Here is a 19,514-nt window from a genome sequence, read left to right as displayed (position 1 = left end):
GGTGAGTGCGTCGGCCCGGCCGGCCGCACGGTCCGGATCCAGCCGCAGCATCTGTGCGAGCAGTACGCCCAGGTCGGCCGGGGGCAGGTTCACCAGCTGGATCCGGTCCGGTGCCGGTCCGTGGAGCGCCGACCGGGACAACAGTGCGGTGAGCGGATGAACTCCGTCGATCTCGGTTTCCCGGTACGCGCCGACCAGCAGGAGTCCCCTCATCTGCCTCCTTGCGGATCACCGCCCCGGCGTCCGTTCGTATCCGGGTCACCCGTGTGCGGTCGCTCTCGTGCAGCACCTCCTCGGCGGCATCGACAGTCGAGGTCCCGCCCGTCGCCATCGTCACCCCCACAAACCCGGTTCGTTGATCTCCGCCATGTCCCAGGTGCCGTGCCAGGCCGGTGGACGCGGCACTTCCTTGAACATCCCCCTGGCAAAGACCACCTTCGGATTTCGCCAAGGCCCGGCAGAACGGCCGAGCTACGACCAACCTGACCCACCCGGTGTACGGCGGGGAATGCCCGACCCGTACGTTCCCTTGCCGCGCGGCCGGCGTCGGAAGAGCTGCCTGGTCGTGGGGCACTCGAACGACGTACGCGGAAAATGGTGTGGGGGCGGTGGTTATCCTTGGCGCGTGCGGCCGCTCAGCAATGCCGGCGATGGGTTGAACGGTGAGTGAGCCGGTGCCGGCCGTGACTGTCGAGAACCTGGGGTCTTGGCTGCTCAAGGCCAATGGCATGACGTCCGGCATCGTCGGCGTGGCCGGGCGGCGGGAGTCGGTTCGGCGGTGGTGTGTGCGGCCCGGCTACCGGGCGCGGCTCATGGCGGCCGGGCAGCCGGTGATGCTCTGGGTCAGCGGTGATCGCCGCCGGGTGGGGCCGGGCATCTGGGCGGTCGGGGAACTGACCGGCCCGCCCGCGATGATGGACGGCAAGTTGCGCGTGCCGCTGGAGTGGCGCTGGCTGGACGATGATCAGCGCGTGCACCGGGACACGGTGCGGGCCGATGAGGGCCTCGCCGCGCTGGAGGTGCTGCGGCAGCCGCAGGCCGCGAATCCCTCCTTCGTCACCGTCGGGCAGATGGCCGCCCTCCGGTTCTATCTGCCGGATTGACGGATCAGTGGCTCCACCGGGCCAGTCTGGCGGAAAGTGATCAGGCGACCTGTTCCCACCAGGCGTCGACCTCGGGCGGGTTGTCCACGTCGACGCGTTCGCCGGGGCGCGGAATGGCCAGTTGGACGCCCCGGGCTTTCGCCTCGCGCCAGGTGCGTTCGGCCGGTTCGGCCCACTTGTGCGTGGCCAGGTCGAAGGTCGCCCAGTGCACCGGGATGAGCAGGCCACCGCGTACGTCCAGATGGGTTGCGACGCCGTCCTCGGGCACCATGTGGATGTCCGGCCAGTCGGTCCCGTACGCCCCGACCTGGACCAGCGTCGCGTCGAACGGGCCGTGCTCGGCGCCGATCGCGGCGAAGCCGGGGAAGTAGCCGGTGTCGCCGGAGTAGAACACCCGCCGGGTGGACGTCTTGATCACCCAGCTGGCCCAGAGGGTCTCGTCCCGGCTGAAGCCGCGGCCGGAGAAGTGCCGGGCCGGCGTGGCGATCAGTTCCAGGTCGCCGAGCCGATGGGTCTCGTTCCAGTCGAGTTCGGCGATGCGGGCCAGGGAGACGCCCCAGCGTTCCAGGTGCGCGCCGACGCCGAGCGGCACGACGAACGTCGCCCGGTGGTGCGCGGCCAGCTCCTGGATCGTGGTCATGTCCAGGTGGTCGTAGTGGTCGTGGGAGATCACCACGGCGTCGATCGGCGGCAGCGAGTGCAGCGGCAGCGGCGGCTCGTGCAGGCGCCGCGGGCCGGCGAACCGGGTGGGGGAGCAGCGTTCGCTCCAGACCGGGTCGAGCAGGACGCGGCGCCCTTCGATCTCGATCAGCGCGGTGGAGTGGCCGAGCCAGGTGACGTGCAGGCCGCCGGCCTCGTCGAGGGCCGGGTTGACCAGCGGAATTGCGTGGTGGGGGCGGCGCTCGGCCGTCCCGGTGAACGCGGCGACGGCGATCCGGGGGAGAGCGGTCAGGGACAGCGAGGAGGGGGTCGGCACGCTGTTGCGGAACTTGCCGTCGGCGAACTGGGGTGAGGCTTCGACGCGGGCGAGGCGGGCGCCGGTGGACTTGCCGCCGATCTGGGCTGCGATGGTGAAGGGCATGCGCTCAATGTAAGCGGTGATAACAATGTAGGCAACGATCACAATGTGTTCGTCGCCTACATCACGGTAGGCTGGCGGTCATGAAGACCCGCCCCTCCTACCACCACGGGGACCTGCGCGCCGCCCTGCTCGCCCTGGCCGAGGAGACCCTGCGCGAGCGCGGGCCCGGCGAGCTGTCGCTGCGCGAGCTGGCCCGCGAGGCAGGGGTCAGCCCGGCGGCGCCGAGCCGCCACTTCAAGACCAAGCAGGCCCTGCTGGACGCCCTCGCGATGACCGGTTTCGATCGCCTCACCACCGCGATGACCGGGGCGCTGGAGCAGGCCGGCGACGCGTTCGGTTCCCGGCTCACCGTGCTCACCCGGACCTACGTGACGTTCGCGACCGGCAACCCGGCGCTGCTGGAGCTGATGTTCTCGCGCAAGCACGAGCCGGGCGCCCCGGCCGACCTGATCGAGGCGACCCACCGGCTGATGGCCCTCGCCACCGGCCTGATCGAAGACGGACAGCGCCGCGGCGAGGTCCGCGACGGCCCGGTGCTCCTGCTCGCCGTCCCCCTCGCCGCGATCCTGCAGGGCGTCACCGACCTCGCGCTGAGCGGCGGCTTCTCCGACGACGAGATCGAAGAGGGCCTGGCCGAGACGATCGCCTTCATCCAGCGCGGCTACGCCCCCTGACGGCGCTCTTCACGACAAACCCCGATTCGGCGTACGCCATTGAGCCCCGCAGCGGTGGAAAGCTCCGCGCGCTGTTCGGGATGCGTGCGCTGTTCGGGATGCGTGAGCTGTCCGGGATGCGCGCGCTGTCCGGGATGCGCGCGCTGTTCGGGATGCGTGAGCTGTCCGGGATGCGCTCGCTGTCCGGGATGCGCGTGATAGTGCCCCAGCGTCCGGTACACCAGCAGCGGGTCGCCACCGGGCGCAGGTGGCGCGCCGGAAAGGTCAGGCGGGGTGGCGCCAGTGGTCGAGGACCTCGTCGATCCGCTGCCGGATCCGGCTGCGGGCCTCGTCCCGCGGGACGCCGCCCATCAGCAGCTCGTCGTAGGGCGTGTCCTCGTGCCGGATCGACGCGATGACGGCCCGGGTGACCGCCTCCGGGTCGAGGGCGCGCCCGGCGGCGCTGCGCCCGACCCGGCCGCTGCCCCGGACCGCCGCGTGCCGGCTGATCGCCACGGCCCGCTCCGGCGGGCAGCCGGGGAACAGCCGCCCGATCTCCGCGGCCAGGTCTTCCGTGAACGTCTCGTCCCGGGCTTCGCGCCGTTCGCGTTCGCGGTCGCGGCGGCGGGCCCGGGCTTCCTCGTCGGTGAGGCATTGTTCCTCGGCCTGTTCGACGGCGGCCTGTTCGACCAGCAGGCCTTGGCGTTCGTGGCGGCGGCGGGAGCGGCTGAAGCGGACGACGACCGCGGAGAGCCGGCTGGCCTGTTTCGCGCGGCGGGTCATGGCGACGTTGCCGGCGGGCAGGAAGACGAGGTGGTCGAGGTCGGCGCAGCCGAGGCAGAGCGGGCCGGCGTCGTCCATGGTGAGCATGTCGTCGCGTTCCTCGCCGCAGGCGGCGCAGGTGAATGCGCGCAGCGGCATGACGACGACGAGGTCGGGTGGTTTGCTCTGCCGGGTGGTGATCTTCTCGCGCTGACGTTCAGGCAGGTCGACCGGCATCCAGTGGGTGCGGTAGGCCAGCTCCCGGCCGGGGTCGCCGTCCTCGGTGAAGCGCAACGGCCGCCTGTCCCGGGTGGCGGACACGTAGTCGATCTCGCTCGCGCGCAGGCCACGGCTGCGCACCCAGCGGTGAAAGATCTCCAGCGCGTCGCTCAGTCGGTCGGCGGGGACGGCCGCGACCGCTTCCAGGTGCGCGACCCGGCCCTGTCGCCAGTCGGTCACCAGGCCGAGTGGCAACCATCCCATTCCGGACAGGACGTCGATCGGGCAGACGTGCCCCTGACTCGTCAGTGCCTGATCGGCCGCGGTCACCACCCGCTTCTCCAGCTTCGTGACGGGCTGCATGGACGGCACGCTACCGCGCGTCGCGGACGGGCTTCAACGGCTGACGCCGTACGGCGGAAGGGGGTTGATCCTGCTGGGTCCGCGATCGAGAGCCCAGCAGGATCGAGATTCCGGATCAGGGCCAGGTGTACGGCGTTCGCACCGGCTTCGGTTCACGTGCCTGCCGCACCGGATGGGCCCGGAACTGTTCACTGTGCAGTCCGAACGACCGGTCCAGTTTCGGCATCCAGTACGCGTCGTCGTGCCGCCCCGGGCCGAGCTGGTAGTCGTGCCGGACGCCCTTGGCCGCGAGCGCCGTGCTCATCTGCTGCGCCGCCACCCCGAAGCGGTAGTCGTCGGAGTCGCCGCCGTCGAAGTAGTACCGGTGCTGGTTCAGCTCGGCCGCGGTCATGCCGGCGACCAGGGTGAGCGGGCGCAGTCCGGCGTTCGTGGCCTGCTCAGCGGCGGTCCCGACCAGCGGGGACAGGCTGAGCGCGCCCATGTGGCTGGCGATCGAGCTGAACACGGCCGGGTTCCTCAGGCCGAGCGTGAACGCGCCCTGGCCGCCCATCGAGACGCCGCTGATCCCGCGGTGGTCACGATCGGCGATGGTCCGGTAGCTGCGGTCGACGAGCGGCACGATCTCATCGACGATCATGGTCCGGTAGTTGCCGGCGGAGGTGTCGACGTACCAGCCGCTGCCGCCGTCCGGGAAGACGACGATGCTCTCCTCCAGGCCGTTGTCCTTGATCAGCTTGTCGAGGACGCTGTCGATGTCGCGCGCCTCCCACTCGATGTTGCTGCCGTTGAAGCCGTTGAGCATGTAGACGACCGGATATTTCCGGTTGGTCGTGCGGGTGTAGCTCGGCGGCAGGTAGACGTTGAACTGTGTGCGCCGGCCCATCGCCGCGGAGTCGTAGTCGTCGCGGAAGAAGCGCGCGTGGTCACCCAGTTCCAGGTTCTTGCGCGGGTCGAGGTAGAGCAGTTCCCGGGTCGGCGAAAGGTTTCCCCAGGTGCGGATGGTGTCGACGACGAGCCGGCCCTGGCTGTCGACGAAGACCTCGGCCTGCGTGTCGGTCAGCGTCGTGCGGCCGCCGCGGAGGGAGGCGAGCCGTCGCTGCGTGGTGTCGCCCTGGTGGAAGAAGCCCGGCGCGAGGGTCGCGGCGTAGGTCCGGAGGTCCCCGGCGGCGATGGCGCGATGCTGGCGGTTCAGAACCTCGCAGACATGAGCCAATTGGGTACGGGTTGCCGCCGTCCCGGTCGTGCCGGCGAGCGCTCGCAGCCGAGCCTTGGAGAACAACCCGACCGGCCCCTGGTAGAAGCCGCCGCCCCCGGTGCCGTCGTAGACGCGGACCGCGAGGACGTTGGTCGCGCCCCAGTGCAGCAGTCCGTCGGCCGGGTAGTACTCGCGCGGTACCTCCCAGGTGGAGTCGAAGGTGGGCGGCAGCCCGCCGGTGCGCCCGATCTCCTGCCCGTTGAGGTACGTCTGGTCGGCGTCGTCGATCTTGCCGAGCGCGGCCACCACGGCCGAGTCGGTGACCCCGGCCGGCCGTTCGGGCAGTGTGAACGTCTTGCGATACCAGGCGTAACCGTCGTAGTTCGACAGGTCGGCGTGGTCGCCCCAGTTGTCCGGGACGGTCCAGTCCCGCCAGGCGCCGTCACCGAACGACGGGTCTGCCCACGCGGTGTCGTCGCCGGTGGTGAACTTCCAGCCGGAGCCGGCCAGGTCCACGCCGAAATCGACCGAGCCGGTGGTGGCGCAGGAGGTGTCCGTTCGGGGTATCGTGCCTGCTGAAGCCGATGTGGGAACGTTCACAGACGTAAGCGTCAAGAGCAGGGTGCCGAGCAGGGCGACACCCGCACGGCCGAAGCGATGAGTGGTCGGTGACATCGAGCCTCTCCTTGAGGAGACGTTCACAAATTCACACACGAAACATGCTGGACGCACACTCGCAATATTCGTGATCGATGTCAACAAGTACGAAAGCTTGTGCGATCGTGTGCGATCAGCGGTGGGCTGCCAGCCACTTCTCGGCGTAGGCGGCGGCGTCCGCGATCGGGAAGAGCCGGCAGGAGGCCGTCCCGACGAGACCCCGGGCGATCACGTGCCCGGCGGCCCGTTCGAAGTCGGCGCCGAGGAGGGCGAAGTCGCCGTCGTCGAGCGAGACGTCCTGGTACTCGATCCAGCGGCGCTCACCGTCGGCGTCGAGAACCGCGCAGCCGTACGTCCGTGTGCCGGCCCCCGGAATCCGGTACTCGGCGAGATGGAACGCGGTGGTCCGGCAGAACCCGACGCCGAGCAGCAGCGTCCACGCGCCCGCCTTCTCCAGTCTGGCCAGTGGCGACTCCTCGCCGTAGTGGCAGTCCGGCCGGTGGCCGGCCATCAGCTCGGCGGCCCGCGGGCCGAGCGCCGCGAACGAGGTCTGCGGGTGCACGCTGCGGACGGCGCCGGGCCAGGTGCGGACCTGCTCGGTGATCACGCCGACGTTGCTGCTGGGAGTGATCGCCGGGTCGAAGCCCGGCAGCGAGTCGCGGATATCCTGCCACCAGGACTCCGGCGGCGGCGGGTCCCACCGCGACGGGTCGCGGTTCGGTGTGGTGAGGCTCGGGACGACGAGGGTGCCGTCCGGCCCGAGGACGTCGAGCAGGGCCTGCACGACGGCCACGCTCCCGCCGCTGACCCAGCCGATCGAGCTGAGCGAACTGTGTACGAGCAGCACGCCGCCGCGGGGCACGCCCAGTGCCCGCAGGGCGGCGGCGATCGTTTGTCTGGTCTGGAACCGGGCCGACGGCATGCCATAGTTTGACGATTCCCGCGGATCGCGAGGACCCTACTTATAGGTATTCCATCGGCTGCACTACGACAACACTCTTCGGTTTCGGGGTTTGTGACAGATCGACGCGGATGGTTTCACGTCACGTTCCAGTTCATGTACTGTGCGTTACGCGGCAACGTCCGCCGCATGGGTCCGAGCCGTGTCGGAGACGTGTGTGCTGTATTTCTTCCTCAGTTACGCCCGCGGTGGCGACGACATTTACGTGCGCCAATTCTTTAATGATCTCTGCGAGGAGATCCGCGTTCTCGAGGGGCTGGACTCGGACGCCGAGGTCGGCTTCATCGACTATCAGGGCATCCGCCCCGGCAATCGGTGGCCGGACCGGTTGCACGACGCGCTGTCGGAATGCCGGACGTTCCTGGCGCTCTGCTCCCCGGCGTACTTCCTGAGCGAGGCCTGCGGCGAGGAATGGGCGATCTTCGCCGACCGGGTGAACCGGCACCACCTGCGGACCGGCGTCGGCAACTCGACGCTGATCCCGCTGCGCTGGGTGCCCTCGCGGACCCTGCCCGCGGCCGCCCAGACCGTGCAGTACATGTCGGAGCCGTTCCAGGGTGACTCGCGCCGCGAGCGGGGCATCCGGCAGCTGCTGCGGCTGCAACGCAACCGGGACGACTACCTGGCGTTCGTCACCGACGTCGCGGAGTGTGTCGTCGAGGCGTTGCAGGCCGGGCTGCCGCCGGCCGCCGAGCGCCGCCGCCTGCCCAGCGCCTTCCACACCCGGACCACGCCCAACTCCCACGCGGCCGGCCTGGTCCTCGACCCGGGGCGGACCGCGGCGATGCTCCCGCTCTCCAGCCAGGTCTACTTCGTCATGTCGGCACCCACGCTGGAGGAGTCCGCCGACGCGTCGCTGGGCCGCGACGAGCGGATGTTCTACGGCGAGCAGGCCGGTGACTGGTCGCCGTACCGTCCGGCCACCGACGAGGCGCTGGCCCGGTTCGCCACCCGGATCGCGCACGGCCGCGAGCTGAAGGCCGAGGTGATGGAGGTCGGCGAACTGGCCGACTGCATCGAGCAGGCGCGGCGCAACAACCAGATCGTGGTGCTGCTGGTCGACCCGTGGAGCACCCGGATGGAGCGGCACAGCCGGATCCTGCGCGACTACGACCAGCGCGACGAGCAGGAAGCGGCCGTGATGATCCCGTGGAGCCGGGACGACGCCGAGACCCAGGCCAAGTCCGAGGAACTGCTGGAGTCGGTCCGCCGGACGTTCCCGCGCAACGCCGCTCGTCCGCATACCGCCACATATCGCCCCGCCGTGCTCAGCAGCGATACCTTCGGGGAAGAGCTCCAACTCGTGCTGACCGAGTGCCGGAGCCGGGCGATCGCCAACGGCAGCCTCCGCCGTCCGACCCCCGACTCAGCGGGCAGCCGGCCCATTCTCGACGGCTAGGAGACGACATGAGTGCCGGTCAGATCGTGACGTTCTACTCGTACAAGGGTGGAACGGGCCGCACCATGAGCCTGGCCAACACGGCCTGGCTGCTGGCCGGTAACGGGTTGCGGGTGCTGGCCATCGACTGGGACCTGGAGTCGCCCGGCCTGCACCGCTACTTCCACCCGTTCCTGCTCGACAAGAAGCTGGTCTCGTCGCCCGGCGTGATCGACATGATGTGGGACTACGCCTCGGCCGCGATGGAGCCCGGGCACACCGAGTCCACCGACTGGGTCCACGAGCACGCCGCGGTCCTGGACTACGCGGTCTCGCTGGACTGGCAGTTCCCCGAGGGCGGCGGCATCGACCTGCTGCCGGCCGGGCGGCAGGATCGGTCGTACGCACGCCGGGTCAGCACCTTCGACTGGGCCAGCTTCTGGGACCGGCTCGGCGGCGGGGACTTCATCAACGCGATCGCGGCCGACGCGCGGCAGCACTACGACTACATCCTGATCGACAGTCGCACCGGGCTGAGCGACAGCGCCGGCATCTGCACGATCCAGTTGCCGGACACCATCGTCAACTGCTTCACGCTCAGCGCGCAGAGCATCGACGGCGCCGCCTCGGTCGCCCGTTCGGTGGTGGCCCAGCGCGACCGCCGCCCGGTCCGGGTCCTGCCGGTGCCGATGCGGATCGAGAACGCCGAGGCGCTCAAGCTGGAGGCCGGGCGCGACTACGCCCGCCAGGAGTTCCGCCCGTTCCTGGGGGAGATGGGCGAGGCCGCCGACCGCTACTGGGGCGAGGTCGAGGTTCCTTACAAACCCTTTTTCGCGTACGAGGAGATCCTCGCCCCCTTCGCCGAACGTCCCCTGGTGGAGAACTCGCTGCTGGCCGCGTACGAGCGGTTGACCGGCTGGATCACCCGGGGCCACGTGCAGTCGTTGCCGCCGATGGACGAGACCCTGCGCCGCAACTGGCTGGTCGAGTTCGAGCGCCGCCGCCCACCGGCCACCGCCGACGTCGTGGTCAGCTACGTCGCCGTCGACCGGATGTGGGCCGAGTGGGTCGTCTCCGAGCTCACCGCGGCCGGCCTGCGCGCGACTCTGTCCGATGTCGACTTCGCCACCAGCGCCGACGTGGACGTCCAGGAGCAGATCGATCGCACCCTGGCCGGCGTCCGGTTCGCGCTGGTCCTGCTCTCCCGGGACTACGTGGCCTCGCGCAACGCCGCGACGGTCTGGCAGCAGGTGGCCCGGCTCGACGCGGGCAGCCGGGTGCCGCTGGTGCCGGTGCGGCTGGACGGGACGCGGATCGACGCGCCGTACACCGACCGGCCCCCGGTGGACCTGGCCGGCGCCACCGCCGAACGGGCCCGGGAGCTGCTGCTCGCCGCGGTCGGCGCGGTGCCGAACACGACGAACGGCCCGCGGGTCGGGCCGCGCTTCCCCGGTCTGCTGCCCCCGGTGTGGAACGTGCAGCAGCGCAACGCCGACTTCACCGGCCGGGGCGTGGTGCTGGAGCAGCTGCGGGACCGGCTCTCGGCGAGCATCACCGCGGTGGTGCCGCAGGCGTTGTTCGGCCTCGGCGGCGTCGGCAAGACCCAGCTGGGGCTGGAGTACGCCCACCGTTTCGCCGCGAACTACGACGCCGTGTGGTGGATCTCCGCGGAACAGCCGCACATGGTCCGCTCGTCGCTGGCCGAGCTGGGCCGCGCGCTGCACCTGGAGAGCGGCGACAACCTGGACGAGGCGGTCCGGATCGTGCTGGACGCGCTGCGGCAGGGCCGGCCGTACCAGCGCTGGTTGATCATCTTCGACAACGTCGACCGGCCCGAGGACATCCGCGACTTCATCCCGCAGGGCGCCGGTCACGTACTGCTGACCTCCCGCAACCAGGCCTGGAACCAGGAGGCGCACGCCCTGCAGCTGGGCGTGTTCACCCTGGAGGAGTCGGTGGCACTGCTGCGCCGCCGGGTGCCGCAGATCAGCCTGGCCGACGCCGAGCAGGTCGCCGAGCGCCTCGGTCATCTGCCGCTCGCCATCGAGCAGGCCGGTGCCTGGCTGACCGCGACCGCGATGTCGGTCTCGCAGTACCTCGGCCTGCTGGACACCCAGCTGATCCGGGTGCTCGACGAGAACCCGCCGCTGGGCTACGAGAAGACCACCGCCGCGACCTGGCTGCTCTCGCTGGAACGGCTGCGCCAGACCAAGCCGGCCGCGGCGAAGCTGCTGGAGATCTGTGCCTTCTTCGCGCCCGAGCCGATCTCCACGAAACTGATCTACAGCAGCCGTTTCACCCAGGTGCTGCTGCCGTTCGACCCGGCCCTGCGGGACCCCATCCTGCAGGGGCAGCTGCTGCGCGAGATCGGGCGTTACGCACTGGCCACGATGGACAGCGGCCGCCGCGGCATCCAGATCCACCGGCTGGTGCAGGCGGTCATCCGCAACAGCCTGGACGAGGCGGCGCAGGCCGAGGACCGGGCCGACGTCCAGTCGATCCTCTCCTCGTTCGAGCGGGGCAGCCCGGAGAACCCGGAGAACTGGCCGACGTACGCGCTGATCTGGCCCCACCTGCGGGCCTCGGGCGCGTTGGAGTCCGCCGACCCGGCGGTCCGGCAACTGGTGTCGGACATGGCCCGCTACCTCGAACAACGCAGCGACTACTCCAGCAGCCGGGAGCTGGCCGGGAACGCGCTGCAGATCTGGCGCGACCGGTTCGGCGAGGACACCCACACCCATCTGCTCGCGTTCCACCTCGGCAACGCGTTGCGCTGGCAGGCGCGGTACACCGAGTCGTACGACCTGGACCGCTACGTGCTGGACCGGCTCACCGAGACCGCGGGGCCGGACCACCCGTACACCGTGATCGTGGCCGGCAGCGTCGGCGCGGACCTGCGGGCCCTCGGTCGCTACCAGGAGGCGCTGGAGATCTCCCGCAACACCCGGGACCGGGCGCTGGAGGTGTTCGGCGAGGCCGACGACCGGACCCTCAAGGCCGCCACCAACCTGGCCGTGTCCCTGCGGCTGGTCGGCGACTTCGCGGGCGCCGCCGAGATCGACGAGCGGGTGGTCGGGGACCGGCGGCGCTACTTCGGCGACGACTACCCGATGACGCTTGGCGCGACCGACAACCTGGCGCACGACCTGCGCGCCCTGGGCCGGTTCGCGGAGTCGCGGGAGCTGCTGGAACGGATCTTCGGCCGGTACCAGGAGGTGCTGGGCTCCGGTGCGTCCCTGACCCTGCGGACCGCGAAGAGCCTGGCGGCGACCCTGCGCAAACTGGGCGAGTTCAACGCCGCGCACGCGCTCACCAACGACACCCTCCGGCGGTACCGCGAGACGGTCGGCACCGAGCACCCGGAAGCGCTGTCCTGCCTGATGAACCGGGCGTGCGAGGAATCGGCCCTGGGTGATCACGTGACGGCCCGGATCACCGCGGAACAGGCGGTCAACGGGTTCAAGGTGGTCTACTCGCAGGAGCACCCGTTCGTGCTGGCCGGGCTGAACAACCTGGCGATCTTCACCCGGCTCGCGGGGGCGCCGACCGATGCCCGTCGCCTGAACGCCGACGTGCTGACCGCCTTCCGGGCTACCCTGGGCGCACGGCACCCGTACACCCTGTCCTCGCAGGCCAATCTGGCCAGTGACATGTTCGAGTCGGGGGAGTACGACGCCGCGCTCCGGCAGGACGAGCAGACGTGGGTCGCGTTGCGGGAGGTACTCACCGAGGATAATCCGGACACTCTGGCCGTGGCGGCCAACCTGGCGGTCAGCCGGCGGCAGGTGGGCGACCGGGGCGGGGCGGACGAGTTGCGGTTCGACACGATCCGGCGGGCCAAGCGGATCCTCGGCGACGCGCACCCGAACGTCACCGCGATGATCAACGGGCGTCGCCTGAACTGCGACATCTCCCCGCCGCCGATCTGAGGGCCGCCGCACCCCGCCACACCCGACAGGGTGACGGAATTTTCCCTGTTCGTGTGCGCTTTGACCACCGTTGCGGTGGGATCATTCGTATGTGTACTCGCCGCTGTGATTTACTTCTCCAGGACCCGGACTCCGCCTGCGCGAAAACCCTCTGGGTTTGCCCGCGCCCACCAACCTGCGAGGATCGGTCATGCGTCTGAAGAGTGGCCCCGTGGGGGAGGTCGAGTCCGAAATGCTCGACCTGACGCAGGTCTCTCTCGCCGACCTTCGGTCCCGTGACGTCTCGCCGGTGTTGATGAAGCTGTTGGAAGAGCGCTTCCTGCGCTCCATGGGCGAGATCTTCCCCTTCCAGTCTTATATCGACCGGGAGTTCTGAGCAACCGTTTCGCCCGATCGTCCCGCGGTCAGGTGACAAGCACCGAACCATCCGGCGAGCCGGACCGGATCGGCGCCGAGCTCGCGCGCCACCGCCCGGAACAGGTCGGGACGCTGCCGGACTACCGGATCCCCGGTCGCCAGCATGAACTTCACCCAGTCGTCGTCGCTGTCCAGCGCCGTCGCGTAGAGCGCCGCCGCCCCCGCACGATCACCGCTGAGGAAGAGGCGGTCAGCCGGGTCGCCGATCTCCGCCCCGGCCAGCGCGCGCCGGATCACCCCGACGATCCCCGGTATCCCGGAGGGCTCGCCGTCCGCGTCGCCCCGCAGAACCCCGGAAAATCCCACCCCTTCCGGCGTACGGCCATCGCGCCACGCCTTCACGACCGCGTCCACCTCGCCCGGGGCGGGCCGCCAGTTCCGTAGCCGCCAGCGGATCGTCTGGGCGCGGACCATCGCCGCCACCTCCGGCGGGTCGTCGGCCGGCCACGAGTCGAGTGTCTCCCGCAGCACCGTGGTGAACCGCTCGCCGACCTCGGTGAGCTCGCCCGAACCGGCCAGTGCGTCGAGCGCGATCCGGCTCTGGCGGCGCCAGTACGCGTACTCGATCGCCGTGATCGCCGGCGCCCCCGGCTCGTCCCGCCGTTGCCGCCAGTACTCGGCCACCCCGGCGTGCGCGAAGATCCCCTGCAGCAGGGCCGGTGCGGGCCGCGGGTCCATGCGCCACGGCGCCATGAACCGCCCGGCCGACTCCCGATCGTGCAGGTCGGTGAGGTCGCGTACGGCGTCGAGTTGCATGTGCCGGAACTCGTGCAGGATCAGCAGGCAGAGCTCCTCGGCGGTGTCCGGGACGGCGAACGCGATCGAACCGGAGGCCTGCCGGGACGCGGCGCTGATCCCGCCGGCGGTCGGACGGGCGGCCAGCGGCACCACCGTACGCAGCATGATCCTGATCGCCGCGGCATGGTCCGGATGCCGCCGCAGCAGGATCTGCCAGGCCTCGCGCAGCAGCCCGGTGAGCCGCTCGGCGGTCGCCGCGTCGAGGCGCCCGGCCGGCCGGAAGTCGTAGGTGTCCCGGTACGGCTCCTGGTCCTCGATGCTCACCCCGAAGCCGGGTTCCAGCTCGGCCCGCCGCGCGTCGGCCCAGCCCGCGCCGCCGAGCCGCACCGGGCCGACCAGGGTGTCACCGTCGGCGAGGCGGCGGACGGTCGTGGTCGCGCCGCCGACCCGGGCCTCGCCCAGCGTCGGCAGGTAGACGCCGCCGTGCGTGACCGGGACCTCGACGCTGAAGGTCAGCCCGGCCCGCACCGCCGCCGCCGCCGCGAACTGGCCCAGGTATCCGAGGTCGCCGCCGGCGTTCAGCGTGTGCGTGGCCCACGCGTCCAGATACGGGTGCCGCAGCACGTCAGCGGTGGTCGCCGGGCTCGCCGCGTCCGCCCGGATCAGCAGGTCCATCGCCGGGTCGCCGCCTGCCCCGGCCATCAGGCGCCACATCAGCAGCTTGCGTTTGGCCAGCTGGAAGTCGCGGAGCAGGACCGCCGCCGCGGGCGTGCACCGACCGGCCGCGATGCCGTCGAGCTGCTCCGGCGTGAGGATCACACCCGCACCCCGAGGTCCGCGGCGACGCGCTGCTCGACGTGCCGGATGATCGCGTAGAGGTCGTCGCAGTACGCGGACGGATGGGTGAACGAGCCGTCGGACCAGCGATGCGCGCGCAGCCCACCCCCGCACACCCGCAGCACCGGGCAGCTCAGGCACTTCCCGGCCAGCGGCGACGGCACGTCCAGGCGGGCGGCCAGTTCGGCCAGCGAGGCGGTGTCGACGCTCAGGCCGGTCGCGGCGGCACCGTCCTCGGTGGTGCGCAGCGAATCGGTCTGCTCGTAACTGCCGTCGGTCTCGATCACCACGACGCCGGCCTGGTCGCCGCCGACCGACTCGGTGGGGCTGGCGTCGCCGAGCATCCGGTACATCATCGACTCGAAGAGGCGGATCCTGGTCCGGGCGACCGGCGCGTCGTACCACCGGTCGAAGATCGCGATCAGCCACTCGGCGTAACTCGGTGCACCCGGCGGGCGGGGCGGCGGGTTGGTCCAGTTGCCGTGCGGCAGGAGCAGGTCGATCGCCGGCGGGTCGAACCGCAGCAGGTCCTCGTAGACCCCGACCGGGTCGTTGCGGACGTCGATGGTGCAGAGCAGGCCACTGTAGATCGCGCGGTGCCGTGGCTCGGCCAGGGTCCGCAGGGCGGCGGCGGTACGGTCGTACGACCCGGCGCCGCCGGCGAACGTCCGGTGCCGGTCGTGTGCGTCCCGGCCGCCGTCGAGGCTGACACCGACCCGTACGCCGTACTCGTGGAAGAGGTCGAGGAAACGGTCGTCGAGCAGGATGCCGTTGCTCTGGATCCCGAAGCGCAGCCGGGTCCCGTCCGGCGCCGCGGCGCGGATCGCGGCCAGGGTCGCGGCGATCCCGTCGTGCCCGGCGAGTAGCGGTTCACCGCCGTGCAGGACCACCGAGAGTGCCGGCGGCCGATGTTCCGACAGGTATTCGTGAATGCGCTCGGCGATGCGCTGCAGAGTGGCGGGACGGAACGTGAACGGTTGCCGCTTCCAGGTCTGGTCGACACTTTCGTAGACGTAACAGTACGTGCACGAAAGATTGCATCGACTGTGCACCTTGAGGACGATTTGCTGAACGCTGGCCGGCACGGGTGCATAGTGCCAGTTGCCGCCGTCGCGGGGAACGACATTCGCTCGAATATGGGGGGAAACAGCCCGGTGGGCGGGTGAGGTCACCCGCCCACCGGGCCGTCACGTCAGACCCGGCACTGCCAGGTGCTCGCGTCGTGGAAGTCGACGAAGCGGTCGATCGTGGCGGTGCTGCCGACCGTGTACCGGCAGACCGCCGGGAGGCTGACGTCGAAGTAGACCGGGTCCACCCGGCTGTAGTTGACGCAGTGCCAGTCGTAGACGGTGGAGCCCAGCAGCGCGGCGCCGCTGTGGCCGGTCGAGGTGCAGTAGTCGTCGATCGCCGGGGTGATCACCGTCGAGGTGACCTTCCAGCAGCGCACCGACGTGGGGTCGGTGAAGCTGTCGATCCGGTCGACCGCGGCGTCGGTGCCGTAGGTCCACCGGCAGGCGGCCTCGAAGGTCAGGTCGTGCCGGCTGCCGTCACCGGCGGTGCAGTGCCAGTCGTACGCGGTCGAACCGGTCAGCGCGGCATCGGTGTAGCCGATCGAGCGGCAGTAGGCGCCGAGATCGAGCCCGCCGAGCTGCTCGGGCGCCGAGGACGCCGCGGTGGCCGGGCTGATCGCCGCGAGCACTCCGGCGAACCCGGCGATCAGGGCGATCAGCACCTTGCTGAGCGAACGCATAACTCTCCTGGAGGTGACTGATGATGTCCGGCAAGCCGGAACCATCCTCTTCGGACAGGGCTCGCTCAGCCTAGGGCCGGAACGGCGCTGTGCAAGACCTTGCAAAGAGAACGTAACTTCATTCACCAAATGATTTCTCTTTCCGACGCACGGAGGTCATCACCGGACCCGGCCCCCGACCGTTCGACCCGCTGTGTGTCCGTTTCGTACGCATTTGGTCAAGCTCGCCGCGGTGCTGCTCGCCCTGGCGTCGGCCTTCGTGCCCACCCCCGCCGCCCACACCGCCGTGACGTGCCCCGACGCGATGACCGTCGTCGCGCACGAGGACGACGACCTGCTCTTCGTGAACCCGGAGATCAGCGACGACGTCCGCGCCGGGCGCTGCGTCACGACGCTCTACGTCACGTCCGGTGACGCCGCCCGCGGGCCGGCGTACTGGCGCGGGCGTGAGGAGGGCGAGATGGCGGCGTACGCCCGGATGGCCGCCCGCCCGTCACGCTGGACCGAGGACACGCTGACCGTCAACGGTCACGCCGTGCACCGCGCCACCCTTGACGGCGCCGCGATCACCCTGCTCTTCCTGCGCCTGCCCGACCGGGTCGGCGGCTGGCCCGACCAGACCCTGCAACTGCTCTGGCTCGACCCGTCGACCCGGGTACGACCGCTCGACGGCAGCCCCGCCTACACCCGGGCGAGCCTGCTCGGCGTGCTCGGCTCGCTGTTCGAGACCCATCGGCCGCGGATCATCCGGACACTCGACTTCCGGGGTGCCTACGGCGACGGCGACCACGACGACCACCACACCGTCGGCTACCTCGTCTGGGCCGCCCAGCAGCGCTATCGTGGCCCGCACCGGACGATCGGCCACCTCGGGTACCCGGTCGACCGGCACCCCGCGAACCTGACCGGGGAACAGTACGCGACCAAGCTCGGCCACTTCCTCACCTACGCCCCGCACGACCCGGTGGTGTGCCAGACCGCAGACTGGTGCATGCGCGGGACGTACGGCGCCTACCTGCGACGCAACGTGCTGGTCGCCGCCCCGGTCGGGCCCGGCCGCAACGTCGCCGCCCAGGCCCGGGTCACCGCGTCCTCGGCGAACGTCGCCACCGTGCAACTGCCGGCCAAAGCCGTGGACGGGCGCCTCGGCCCCGCCCTCACCGGCGAATGGGTCACCGCCGGCGAGACCGCCGGCGCGTGGCTCGACCTGCGCTGGCCCGCCCCGCAGCGGCTGGACCGGGTCGTCCTCTACGACCGCCCGAACCCGGTGGACCGGATCACCGCGGGGATCCTGCGGTTCTCCGACGGCAGCCGGGTCGAGGTCGGCCCGCTGCCCGACGGCGGCGCCCCGCTGCAGGTCACGTTCCCGCCGCGGACGGTGTCCGGCCTGCGCTTCACGGTGACCGGAGTCTCCGCCACGACGGCCAACGCCGGACTCGCCGAGATCCGCACGGTCACCGCCGAGCCACCCACCTGAGAACGCGACACCCCCGCCTGCCGGCCGGGGCCGACCCGACTCCGGAACAACGCTGAGCACCAGCCGGGACGGGGCGGCCGGGACCGCCGTCACCCCGTCACCGGCAACTCCACCGAAGCGGATCGTCGGTCACCCCGGACCCCACCCGATACCCGACGACAACATGCCCGTCCGCACTGATCGCCCGTATGTCGTAGCTGACATCGCCCGGACCGGCGCTCTTCGCCCCGTACGCCGGAAGTTCCACCGTCCGCCCGGCACCGACCATGACGGGCGAGACCCGCCCTTCCCCGGCGACCCATCCGTCAGCCGAGATGACGGGCGCGCTGCCGATGTCGGTGGTCAGCGTCTCGAACTCTCCGGTCGAGATCCGGTACCGCATCGGCGTGAACATCGTGACGTCCGGCGTCTCGTAGACCGCCTCCCCGGACACCCACCCGTTGCTGATCGCCGATCCTGAGAACGACGTGGCTTTCTTCCCGTCCCGCATGACCGGCAGCGGCAGGTAGCGTCCGGTGCCGTCGGGGAACCACAGGTACGCGGTCCCCGACTTCTTGCCGGTGGCGACCGATCCGAGGACGGTGCCGTCCTCGGCGATGTCGGCGGTCGTGCCCGAGGTGGCCCCGGGCGGCAGCGGGAGCCGGGCGGGAACCGCGGCCCCGGAGGCCCAGCGGATCGGGTAGGGGTCCTGCTCGGCCGTGCCGGCGGAGCCGGCGATGACGCCGTTCTCGTTGATGGCCCGGGCACTCACGGCGTCGCCGCGCAGCCGGGTGAACTTCCCGTCCTGGTAGAGGAACGCCAGCTCGTGGTCGTCGGCGTCGTTGCCGTTGGCGACTCCGACGCCGGCCGGGTTCAGGTCGACGATGTCGGCGTCCGCCCCGGGCAGTGGCAGCCGCTGGTGGATCGCGCCGTCCTTCCAGACGATCGTCTCCGACGGGTGCCCCTGGACGGAGTAGAGCCGCCCGGCGGCCCAGCGTCCGCTCGGGTCCCCGGCGGTGGCGACGGCTTTCTCGACTCCGCCGGTGGGCAGGCGGGCGACCGTGCACGAGGTGATGCCGGTCGGCGCGGCGGCGGTCGGGACGACGGCCGGCGTGTTCGTCGTCGTCGGTTTCGGCACCGGCGCGGGGGAGTCGCGCAGGGCGGAGACGGCCAGTGACCCGCCGCCGATGGTGACGCCGGTCAGGGTCAGTGCCGCCATGGCCGAGGACCAGCGGCGCAACTGGCGGCGCCGCAGTCCTTCGGCCATGGCCCGGGGAACGTCGACGGCCGTACGGACGTCCGGCTCCCCCCGCAGTGGTGCGAGCAACCGGACCGCACCCTCGTCGTCGATCGTCATGTTGTCGTTGTTCATCCTCGGCTCCGGGCGACGGTGTTCTGCGGGAATCGGGGGCCGAGCAGCTCGCGGAGCCGGTTCAGCCCGTGCGCGGTCTGGCTCTTGACGGTGCCTTCGGAGCAGCGCATCAGCTCGGCGACCTCTTTGATCGGGCGGTCGCACAGGTAGCGCAGCACGAGCACGGCCTGCTGCCGGGGCGGGAGCCCGGCCAGGGCCGCGCGCACCACTGCCCGGTCCTCCGGCTCGCCCTGGTCGGGTGGCGGCGGTTCCGGGGTCCAGTTGAGCAGGCGCACCTTCCACCAGCCGCGACGCCGGTCGTCGAGGAACGCGCGCACCAGCATGGTGTGGGTGTACGCGTCGACGTTGTCCACCCCGCGGATGCGCGGCCATCGGGCGTACAGCTTGGTCAGCGTCTCCTGCACCAGGTCGTCGGCCTGATGCCGATCGCCGCTGAGCAGGTACGCGGTCCGGCGTAACTCCTGGACACGTCCGTGCACGTACGCCAGGTACTCCCTGTCCAGCCCGTCCGACATGGTCCCTGCTTCCGGTGTGACGGCCTCTTCCGCATATCCGACGCGATGGATGCCCTGTTGGTTGTACGCGATTTTTTCGGCACACCCACTTCCGGGCCGTGGCCGCCGGAATCGTCGGACAGAACCTA

Annotated in this window: 15 protein-coding genes; 6 read left to right on the top strand and 9 right to left on the bottom strand. The window is 70.8% G+C overall.

Features of this window, described 5'->3' with window-relative positions; genetic code table 11:
- The first annotated feature begins 683 nt into the window (after positions 1 to 683).
- Positions 684 to 1,103, top strand: a complete 420-nt coding sequence (locus ACH442_RS03160; RefSeq protein ID WP_396120886.1) for a hypothetical protein — start codon at positions 684 to 686, stop codon at positions 1,101 to 1,103.
- 40 nt (positions 1,104 to 1,143) lie between these two features.
- Here ACH442_RS03160 and ACH442_RS03155 read toward each other — a convergent pair whose 3' ends face one another.
- Entirely contained in the window at positions 1,144 to 2,184 is a 1,041-nt protein-coding gene (locus ACH442_RS03155) for an MBL fold metallo-hydrolase (protein WP_396120885.1), read from the bottom strand.
- An 80-nt stretch (positions 2,185 to 2,264) separates the two neighbouring features.
- On the opposite strand from ACH442_RS03155, the gene ACH442_RS03150 reads away from it, so the two are divergent.
- Entirely contained in the window at positions 2,265 to 2,858 is a 594-nt protein-coding gene (locus ACH442_RS03150) for a TetR/AcrR family transcriptional regulator (RefSeq protein WP_396120884.1), read from the top strand.
- A 264-nt stretch (positions 2,859 to 3,122) separates the two neighbouring features.
- Here the strand turns inward: ACH442_RS03150 and ACH442_RS03145 are convergent, their stop codons facing one another.
- The 3 genes from ACH442_RS03145 to ACH442_RS03135 all read right to left on the bottom strand — a co-directional run bounded on the left by ACH442_RS03145 (position 3,123) and on the right by ACH442_RS03135 (position 6,955).
- On the bottom strand, positions 3,123 to 4,181 hold the full coding sequence (locus ACH442_RS03145) for a DUF2293 domain-containing protein (protein ID WP_396120883.1): 1,059 nt from the start codon (positions 4,179 to 4,181) through the stop codon (positions 3,123 to 3,125).
- Between the two features lie 115 nt (positions 4,182 to 4,296).
- Positions 4,297 to 6,051 carry an alpha/beta hydrolase-fold protein gene (locus tag ACH442_RS03140; protein WP_396120882.1) on the bottom strand — a complete coding sequence of 585 codons (1,755 nt, stop codon included), beginning with the start codon at positions 6,049 to 6,051 and terminating at the stop codon, positions 4,297 to 4,299.
- A 115-nt stretch (positions 6,052 to 6,166) separates the two neighbouring features.
- Positions 6,167 to 6,955, bottom strand: a complete 789-nt coding sequence (locus tag ACH442_RS03135; RefSeq protein WP_396120881.1) for an aminoglycoside N(3)-acetyltransferase — start codon at positions 6,953 to 6,955, stop codon at positions 6,167 to 6,169.
- A 196-nt stretch (positions 6,956 to 7,151) separates the two neighbouring features.
- Between ACH442_RS03135 and ACH442_RS03130 the strand changes: the two genes are divergently transcribed.
- The 3 genes from ACH442_RS03130 (at position 7,152) to ACH442_RS03120 (ending at position 12,677) form a co-directional block, all read left to right on the top strand.
- Positions 7,152 to 8,393 (top strand): TIR-like protein FxsC, encoded by a 1,242-nt coding sequence (locus ACH442_RS03130; RefSeq protein ID WP_396120880.1) that lies wholly within the window; start codon positions 7,152 to 7,154, stop codon positions 8,391 to 8,393.
- A gap of 8 nt (positions 8,394 to 8,401) precedes the next feature.
- Positions 8,402 to 12,301 (top strand): FxSxx-COOH system tetratricopeptide repeat protein, encoded by a 3,900-nt coding sequence (gene fxsT / locus ACH442_RS03125; RefSeq protein WP_396120879.1) that lies wholly within the window; start codon positions 8,402 to 8,404, stop codon positions 12,299 to 12,301.
- Positions 12,302 to 12,491: 190 nt separating this feature from the next.
- On the top strand, positions 12,492 to 12,677 hold the full coding sequence (locus ACH442_RS03120) for a hypothetical protein (protein ID WP_396120878.1): 186 nt from the start codon (positions 12,492 to 12,494) through the stop codon (positions 12,675 to 12,677).
- Here ACH442_RS03120 and ACH442_RS03115 read toward each other — a convergent pair.
- The 3 genes from ACH442_RS03115 to ACH442_RS03105 form a co-directional block, all read right to left on the bottom strand.
- Positions 12,656 to 14,275 (bottom strand): HEXXH motif domain-containing protein, encoded by a 1,620-nt coding sequence (locus ACH442_RS03115; RefSeq protein WP_396120877.1) that lies wholly within the window; start codon positions 14,273 to 14,275, stop codon positions 12,656 to 12,658. The genes ACH442_RS03120 and ACH442_RS03115 overlap by 22 nt on opposite strands.
- Positions 14,272 to 15,378 carry an FxsB family cyclophane-forming radical SAM/SPASM peptide maturase gene (locus ACH442_RS03110; RefSeq protein WP_396120876.1) on the bottom strand — a complete coding sequence of 369 codons (1,107 nt, stop codon included), beginning with the start codon at positions 15,376 to 15,378 and terminating at the stop codon, positions 14,272 to 14,274. Before ACH442_RS03110 ends, ACH442_RS03115 begins: the two co-directional genes overlap by 4 nt.
- A gap of 107 nt (positions 15,379 to 15,485) precedes the next feature.
- Entirely contained in the window at positions 15,486 to 16,043 is a 558-nt protein-coding gene (locus ACH442_RS03105) for a hypothetical protein (RefSeq protein ID WP_396120875.1), read from the bottom strand.
- A 214-nt stretch (positions 16,044 to 16,257) separates the two neighbouring features.
- Here ACH442_RS03105 and ACH442_RS03100 point away from each other — a divergent pair, with 214 nt between their 5' ends.
- Positions 16,258 to 17,520 (top strand): PIG-L family deacetylase, encoded by a 1,263-nt coding sequence (locus ACH442_RS03100; RefSeq protein WP_396120874.1) that lies wholly within the window; start codon positions 16,258 to 16,260, stop codon positions 17,518 to 17,520.
- Positions 17,521 to 17,617: 97 nt separating this feature from the next.
- Here ACH442_RS03100 and ACH442_RS03095 read toward each other — a convergent pair whose 3' ends face one another.
- Positions 17,618 to 18,871, bottom strand: a complete 1,254-nt coding sequence (locus ACH442_RS03095) for a hypothetical protein (RefSeq protein ID WP_396120873.1) — start codon at positions 18,869 to 18,871, stop codon at positions 17,618 to 17,620.
- Positions 18,868 to 19,386: a SigE family RNA polymerase sigma factor gene (locus ACH442_RS03090; RefSeq protein ID WP_396120872.1), complete on the bottom strand. Its 519-nt coding sequence runs from the start codon at positions 19,384 to 19,386 to the stop codon at positions 18,868 to 18,870. The genes ACH442_RS03095 and ACH442_RS03090 overlap by 4 nt, the downstream gene beginning before the upstream one ends.
- Positions 19,387 to 19,514: the final 128 nt, after the last annotated feature.

This window comes from Actinoplanes sp. NPDC020271, from assembly GCF_044388125.1.
GTDB lineage: Bacteria > Actinomycetota > Actinomycetes > Mycobacteriales > Micromonosporaceae > Actinoplanes.
This window is presented reverse-complemented; position numbering and strand designations above follow the sequence as displayed.

Bases quoted from the DNA above. Each gene is read 5' to 3' on its own strand.
- ACH442_RS03155 (WP_396120885.1), bottom strand. From the start codon at position 2,184: ATGCCCTTCACCATCGCAGCCCAGATCGGCGGCAAGTCCACCGGCGCC.
- ACH442_RS03140 (WP_396120882.1), bottom strand. From the start codon at position 6,051: ATGTCACCGACCACTCATCGCTTCGGCCGTGCGGGTGTCGCCCTGCTC.
- ACH442_RS03105 (WP_396120875.1), bottom strand. From the start codon at position 16,043: ATGCGTTCGCTCAGCAAGGTGCTGATCGCCCTGATCGCCGGGTTCGCC.
- fxsT (WP_396120879.1), top strand. From the start codon at position 8,402: ATGAGTGCCGGTCAGATCGTGACGTTCTACTCGTACAAGGGTGGAACG.
- ACH442_RS03120 (WP_396120878.1), top strand. From the start codon at position 12,492: ATGCGTCTGAAGAGTGGCCCCGTGGGGGAGGTCGAGTCCGAAATGCTC.
- ACH442_RS03145 (WP_396120883.1), bottom strand. From the start codon at position 4,181: ATGCAGCCCGTCACGAAGCTGGAGAAGCGGGTGGTGACCGCGGCCGAT.
- ACH442_RS03090 (WP_396120872.1), bottom strand. From the start codon at position 19,386: ATGTCGGACGGGCTGGACAGGGAGTACCTGGCGTACGTGCACGGACGT.
- ACH442_RS03135 (WP_396120881.1), bottom strand. From the start codon at position 6,955: ATGCCGTCGGCCCGGTTCCAGACCAGACAAACGATCGCCGCCGCCCTG.
- ACH442_RS03095 (WP_396120873.1), bottom strand. From the start codon at position 18,871: ATGAACAACGACAACATGACGATCGACGACGAGGGTGCGGTCCGGTTG.
- ACH442_RS03150 (WP_396120884.1), top strand. From the start codon at position 2,265: ATGAAGACCCGCCCCTCCTACCACCACGGGGACCTGCGCGCCGCCCTG.